Annotated in this window: 8 protein-coding genes; 4 read left to right on the top strand and 4 right to left on the bottom strand. The window is 58.5% G+C overall.

Going from position 1 to position 5347, the window contains the following annotated elements; translation table 11 throughout:
• From flgG to L0H65_RS13660, 4 genes are all read left to right on the top strand, one after another.
• A partial coding sequence (flgG, locus tag L0H65_RS13645; RefSeq protein WP_301459598.1) for a flagellar basal-body rod protein FlgG occupies positions 1-712 on the top strand: 712 nt, incomplete at its 5' end.
• Positions 712-1134, top strand: a complete 423-nt coding sequence (gene flgA, locus L0H65_RS13650) for a flagellar basal body P-ring formation chaperone FlgA (protein ID WP_301459599.1) — start codon at positions 712-714, stop codon at positions 1132-1134. The genes flgG and flgA, both read left to right, overlap by 1 nt.
• Before the next feature lie 11 nt (positions 1135-1145).
• Positions 1146-1865 carry a flagellar basal body L-ring protein FlgH gene (gene flgH / locus L0H65_RS13655; protein ID WP_301459600.1) on the top strand — a complete coding sequence of 240 codons (720 nt, stop codon included), beginning with the start codon at positions 1146-1148 and terminating at the stop codon, positions 1863-1865.
• 5 nt (positions 1866-1870) lie between these two features.
• Positions 1871-2323 carry a flagellar basal body-associated FliL family protein gene (locus tag L0H65_RS13660; RefSeq protein ID WP_301459601.1) on the top strand — a complete coding sequence of 151 codons (453 nt, stop codon included), beginning with the start codon at positions 1871-1873 and terminating at the stop codon, positions 2321-2323.
• A 115-nt stretch (positions 2324-2438) separates the two neighbouring features.
• Here the strand turns inward: L0H65_RS13660 and L0H65_RS13665 are convergent, their stop codons facing one another.
• The 4 genes from L0H65_RS13665 to L0H65_RS13680 all read right to left on the bottom strand — a co-directional run.
• Positions 2439-2750 (bottom strand): hypothetical protein, encoded by a 312-nt coding sequence (locus L0H65_RS13665; RefSeq protein WP_301459602.1) that lies wholly within the window; start codon positions 2748-2750, stop codon positions 2439-2441.
• Between the two features lie 33 nt (positions 2751-2783).
• Positions 2784-3845, bottom strand: a complete 1062-nt coding sequence (locus tag L0H65_RS13670; RefSeq protein ID WP_301459603.1) for a flagellar biosynthesis protein FlhB — start codon at positions 3843-3845, stop codon at positions 2784-2786.
• A complete protein-coding gene (locus tag L0H65_RS13675; protein ID WP_301459605.1) occupies positions 3842-4603 on the bottom strand; it encodes a flagellar biosynthetic protein FliR in 762 nt (253 codons plus the stop codon). The genes L0H65_RS13670 and L0H65_RS13675 overlap by 4 nt, the downstream gene beginning before the upstream one ends.
• A 14-nt stretch (positions 4604-4617) precedes the next feature.
• Positions 4618-5347 (bottom strand): FHIPEP family type III secretion protein (locus L0H65_RS13680; protein WP_301459604.1); only part of this gene is annotated, 730 nt, incomplete at its 5' end.

Here is a 5347-nt window from a genome sequence, read left to right on the forward strand (position 1 = left end):
CGCAAACATGTCGACGACAGGCTATAATGCGCGGCGCGCAGAATTTACGGACCTGCATTATCAACAGCTTGCACGGCCCGGAACGATTTCGGCGCAGGATGGGGCGATGTTGCCCACGGGTGTGCAACTTGGTCTTGGGGTGCGGGCGGCTTCGGTCTCGGTGATCCTCGCTCAGGGATCGCTCTCCGCGACGGGCGGCGATCTTGATGTCGCGATTGAGGGCAAAGGCTATCTGGAGGTCACACTGCCTTCGGGGGAAACCGCCTACACCCGCGATGGTGGCCTGAAACGGACCGGCGATGGTTTGATCGTGAATTCCGAGGGGTTTCAGGTGAACCCCGGCATCACCATTCCAGCCGATGCGCGCAGTGTGGCGATCAATGCCGAGGGTGAGGTTTATGCCTATTTTGCCGGTCAGGTGCAGCCGCAACTTATGGGGCAATTATCGTTGACCGGGTTTACGAATGACAAGGGCTTGGAGGCGATCGGTTCCAACCTCTTTCTGGAAACCGCAGCCTCCGGCCCACCCCAGCAAGGCACCGCCGGGCAGGATGGTTTGGGCAGTTTGCGTCAGGGGTATCTGGAGGAAAGCTCCGTCGATGCGGTGCGGGAGGTGACGGAACTGATCAAGGCGCAGCGCGGGTATGAGCTGAACGCCAAGGTCATCACGGCTGCGGATCAGATGTTATCCGCAGCCACGCAGTTGCGCTGATGCTGCGGTTGGCTGTTATGCTTTGCATCGTCACGGTTCCGGTCAATGCCGAGAGCGTGGTCGCAACGCGCGTTATCCGGGCGCAATCGGTGCTTGTCGCGAGCGATGTCGCGGTGGTGGAGGCCGATATTCCTGGCGCAATGGCGGATGTTTTAGCTGTGGTTGGGCAGGAGGCTCGGGTAACGCTTTATCCCGGTCGTGCAATTCGCGCGGGTGATATTGGCCCACCAGCGCTGATCGACCGTAACCAGATTGTTGCATTGCGCTACGCGGCAGGCACGCTGGCGATTGCAACCGACGGGCGTGCCTTGGCGCGCGGTGGAATCGGCGATGCAATCCGGGTGATGAACCTGTCCTCCCGTAGCGTTGTCATGGGGCGGGTGACTGCCGATGGCGGCGTCAATGTCGGACCGAACCCTTGAAGGACACTTCGATGAAATTTCTTTTGCTTGGGCTGCTCGTTTTGCCAGCCTGTTCCAAACTTGCCGAAACCGGCAAGGCCCCGGCGTTCTCGCCGGTGGAGGGGAGTTATCAGCATCACGCGATGTATTCGACGCCGATGCCTGAATTTGCGGAACCCGATGGGCCTACCGAGGCGTCATCGCTTTGGTCGGCCCAAAGCGGCTCGCTTTTCGGTGACAGGCGCGCGGGGAAAAGAGGCGATATCTTGACAGTTGTGATCCAGATTGATGACAAGGCGGAGATTTCGAATTCCACCGGGCGCAGCAGATCAGGCTCAAAGCAGATGGGAGTGCCATCACTCTTTGGCATTCCGCAACGGCTTGATGAAAAGCTGCCGGTCGGGGCGAGCATGGCGGAGGCAGTTGCGATCTCATCGGATTCGAAATTTGCCGGCCAGGGGTCGGTGCAGCGCAACGAGAAACTGACCCTGCGGGTTGCGGCAACAGTGGTGGAGCAATTGCCGAACGGTGTCCTTCGGATCGAGGGCCAACAGGAGGTTCGGGTGAATTTTGAATTGAGGGAGTTGATTGTGACAGGATACGTGCGCCCCGCCGATATTTCCCGGCAGAATGAGATTACCTATGACCGGATAGCAGGCGCTCGTATTGCCTACGGCGGTCGGGGTCAGATCACGGATGTCCAGCAACCAGCCTATGGTCAGCAGATTGCTGACACCGTCTTGCCGTTCTGATCGCAATGATAGCCAAAATCATCCCCGTTATTCTCATCCTGGTCGGTGCGGGTGCCGGAATCGCTGCCGGATTTGCCATGCGCCCTTCCGAGGGGGCCGCAGATGAAACCGCAGCGATGTCGCATGCCGCCGTGACCACAGAATTTGTCAAATTGAACAATCAGTTCGTGGTCCCGGTGCTGAAGGAAGGCCGCGTTTCGTCGATGGTTATCCTGTCGCTGAGCCTTGAGGTTACGCTCGCCAGCACAGAAGCCGTTTATGACCGTGAACCCAAACTGCGCGATGCGATGTTGCAGGTCTTGTTCGACCACGCAAACGCAGGTGGTTTCGAGGGGGTGTTCACAGGTGGTGAAAATCTGATCACATTGCGCGAAGCATTGCTGGAAGTTGCGAAAAAGACCTTGGGCGAATTGGTCAAAGACGTACTGATCTCGGATATTTCACGTCAGGATAGCTGAGTTGATCAGTCTTAGGGTCACGGCGAACCCCTAGGATTTGCCTGGATGGGCACTGAATGTCATCCGTTTTGGCGTCGCCGGTGACCCGAACATTGCCATTGGCCTGGGATGCTGGTCAACGCATGATCTTCCCCTGCAGCAGGCGCAATGCCTCTGTTTTGCCAAACGCCTTTTTTGCTGTCTCGCGCTGTGCCAACCACTCTGCGGTTTGGCGTGCGAGAATCATATTGATCTCCGCTCGCCGGGTGTCTGCCCAGGTCTCATAGCGCAACAGCGTTTGCGCCTGTTGCAGCGGCGAAAGGTCCGATGCGGCTGAAGGCGCCAGTTCTTTCAGATGTTGCAAACTTGCGTCACGCGCGGTTGCGGCGGCTCGTAAAACCGCCAGGTCCTGATCCAACGCCATCTGTGCAAGTTTTTGAAGTCTCATATGCTGTGATATTTTAGACATTTTCTGAACGGCTCATCTCGGCATCCTTTTTCGCATCATCTCCGCAAACCGGATTGACGCTGCCACAGCGCGGTAGTGGTCTGGATGGATCTCCTGTCCGACCTCCAGGCTGGCATGCAAAAGACGTGCTGTCGGCGGGTCGGAGTGAAGCGGAACCCCGGCCACGGCAGCGCGCTCCCTGATTCGTGAGGCGATTTCATCCGTACCCTTGGCAATGCAGATCGGTGCGCGCCCGGTTGACCGATCCCATTGCAAGGCCACCGCAAAATGGGTCGGGTTGACGATCACCACATCTGCTTTCGCCACATCGGAAAGCATTCGGTTGCTGGCAATTTCCTGCGCCCGCTGCCGTCTGCTGGCCTTCATATGCGGGTCACCGTCTGAGTCCTTGTGTTCGTCCATCATTTCCTTGCGAGACATACGGTTGGAGCGCAAATGCTCTGCCCGTTGCCAAAAATAGTCGAGGATGCCGATGCTCAGCGCGACCAATACGATCAGGGTGAGAAAACTGACGATATGCCGCATCAACAAGCCCGTTGCGGGCGCGGGCGAGAGATAGACCATGCGCAGGAAATCTTCGGCTCGGTAGGATAGAAAACCAAAAAGCAGCGTTGAAATGACGGTGAGTTTCAGAAAGCTCTTGAAGAATTCGAACAGTCCCTTGCGGCCAAACTTGTTCTTTGCGCCCGAGATGGGTGAAATCCGGTTGAGTTTGGGGGCGAGCTTGGTGGCCGAGAAAACCATGGCGCGCTGCGCCACCACCATCAACGCCGCGGCAATCATCGGCAGCAGGAAAAAAGGTGATACGGCTGTTGCGAATGCAAGGCCAATTCCGGCGCCAAAAGGCATTGTCGGACCGATTTTGTCGGCCCGCGCCAAGATTGTCGTCAGAATGCCCCCGGCGTTGATCATCGACTGCGCACCGACGGCGACCGCGGCAAGCAGAAAACCGGCATAGGATGCCGCTGTGATCAAATCGGCCGAGCGGGGAAATTCTCCCTTTTTGCGCGCATCGTCCAGCTTCTTCTGGGATGGCTCATGCTCCTTCTCGGAGGAGGGTTCGTCCTCGCTCATGGTGATATCCTGAAGGGGCTGGCGATAAAGCTGCTGAGCGCCTGCATCCAGACGTCGAGCAGTAGCGGTGTTGCAAGCGCCAGGAGCACGAGGCCACCCAAGGTAAGCGCCGGTGCCCCAACAAATACGACCATCAATTGTGGCATAGCCCGGTTTATGACACCAAGCGCGAGGTTGTAGATGACAGAGGCGGCAATAAAGGGCGCAGCAAGCGAGAACGCCAGCGTAAACGCACGGGTGGTTTGCGCGACACCCCAGGTTGCGACCGCATCGCCTGGAAGCAATTGGCCGGGCGGCAAAACATCATAGGACAGAATAAACAGTTCGACGACGCGAATGTGGAACCCGTCCATGACAGCAAGCGCAAGGGCGGCCATGACAAAAAGGTTTGACATCGCCGGTTGCGGCTCTGCCCCCTGACCTGCAAACAGTTGCGCGAGCGAGGTGGATTGCGCGGCCATCGTCCCTGCGATCTGTAGCGCAAAAATGAACATTCTCAACCCGATGCCCAGCAACAAGCCAGCCGTGACTTCGGTTGTAATCGGCAGGACCAGATTGCCCGCGAGGGGCGTTACCTGATCCGAAACGGCGGGCAGAACGATCAATGCGAAACAAAGTGCCAGACTCAATCGGACGCGCTGAGGGACGGACTGTTCCCCGAACGCGGGCAGCAGGGCCATTGCCGCGCCAACCCGCAGGAAAACCAGAAACCCGGCCCAGATCCAGACTTCGCTTTCGCCCGACAGTTTGGTCAGGATGGAAAGAAGCGGCGTCAAATCGGAACCTGCCCGATCATCGCGGCCCGCGCCTCCAACCCGATTTCCTCATACGACAGGACCGGCGCTGAAAGCCCCTTGGCCGCCAGGACCGTCCGAAGAAACCGGCGCCGCAGGGTTGAGGTGACCAGCGCCGGTTGCACCCCGCTCTCCGCCGCTTTGTTCAGCTTCTCCGCCAGATTATTGGCCAAACGGCTGAACTGATCCGGCGGCAATGCGACATCGCGAAATCCCTTATCACCGTCAATCTGATGCGTTGCAAAAGCCTTTTCCCATTCCGGCGCAAGCTGGAGCAGTGGGATCGTGCCGTCCTCGCGCCGCAAACCCGCGACGAGTTGAAAGCCGAGGCGCTGGCGCACATGCTCACAGATGATTTCCGGTGCGCCCGTGCTTCGCGCCTCCGCAACTGCCTCCATGATCAAGGGGAGATTGCGGATCGAAACGCGCTCTTCCAACAGCAGGCGCAGGATCGCGAGAAGCAGATCGACCGGCACTTTTTCAGGGACCAGTTCATCCAAAAGCCGACGGTTGGCAGCGGCACGAACCGGGTCGGACAGATTGACAAACTCATCGAGCAGGCGGCGCAGGCACCGCAATGTCAGCAGTTGCGCCAGATTGTTCTTCAGCGTTTCAAGCAAATGCGTCGCCAGTACTTCGGTCGGCGACACCACCGTCAGCCCGCTGATCGAGGCATCTTCCTGCATGTCGGGCGGGATCCAGCGGGCC

The sequence above is a fragment of the Pseudorhodobacter sp. genome, assembly GCF_030452865.1.
Taxonomy (GTDB): Bacteria; Pseudomonadota; Alphaproteobacteria; order Rhodobacterales; family Rhodobacteraceae; genus Pseudorhodobacter.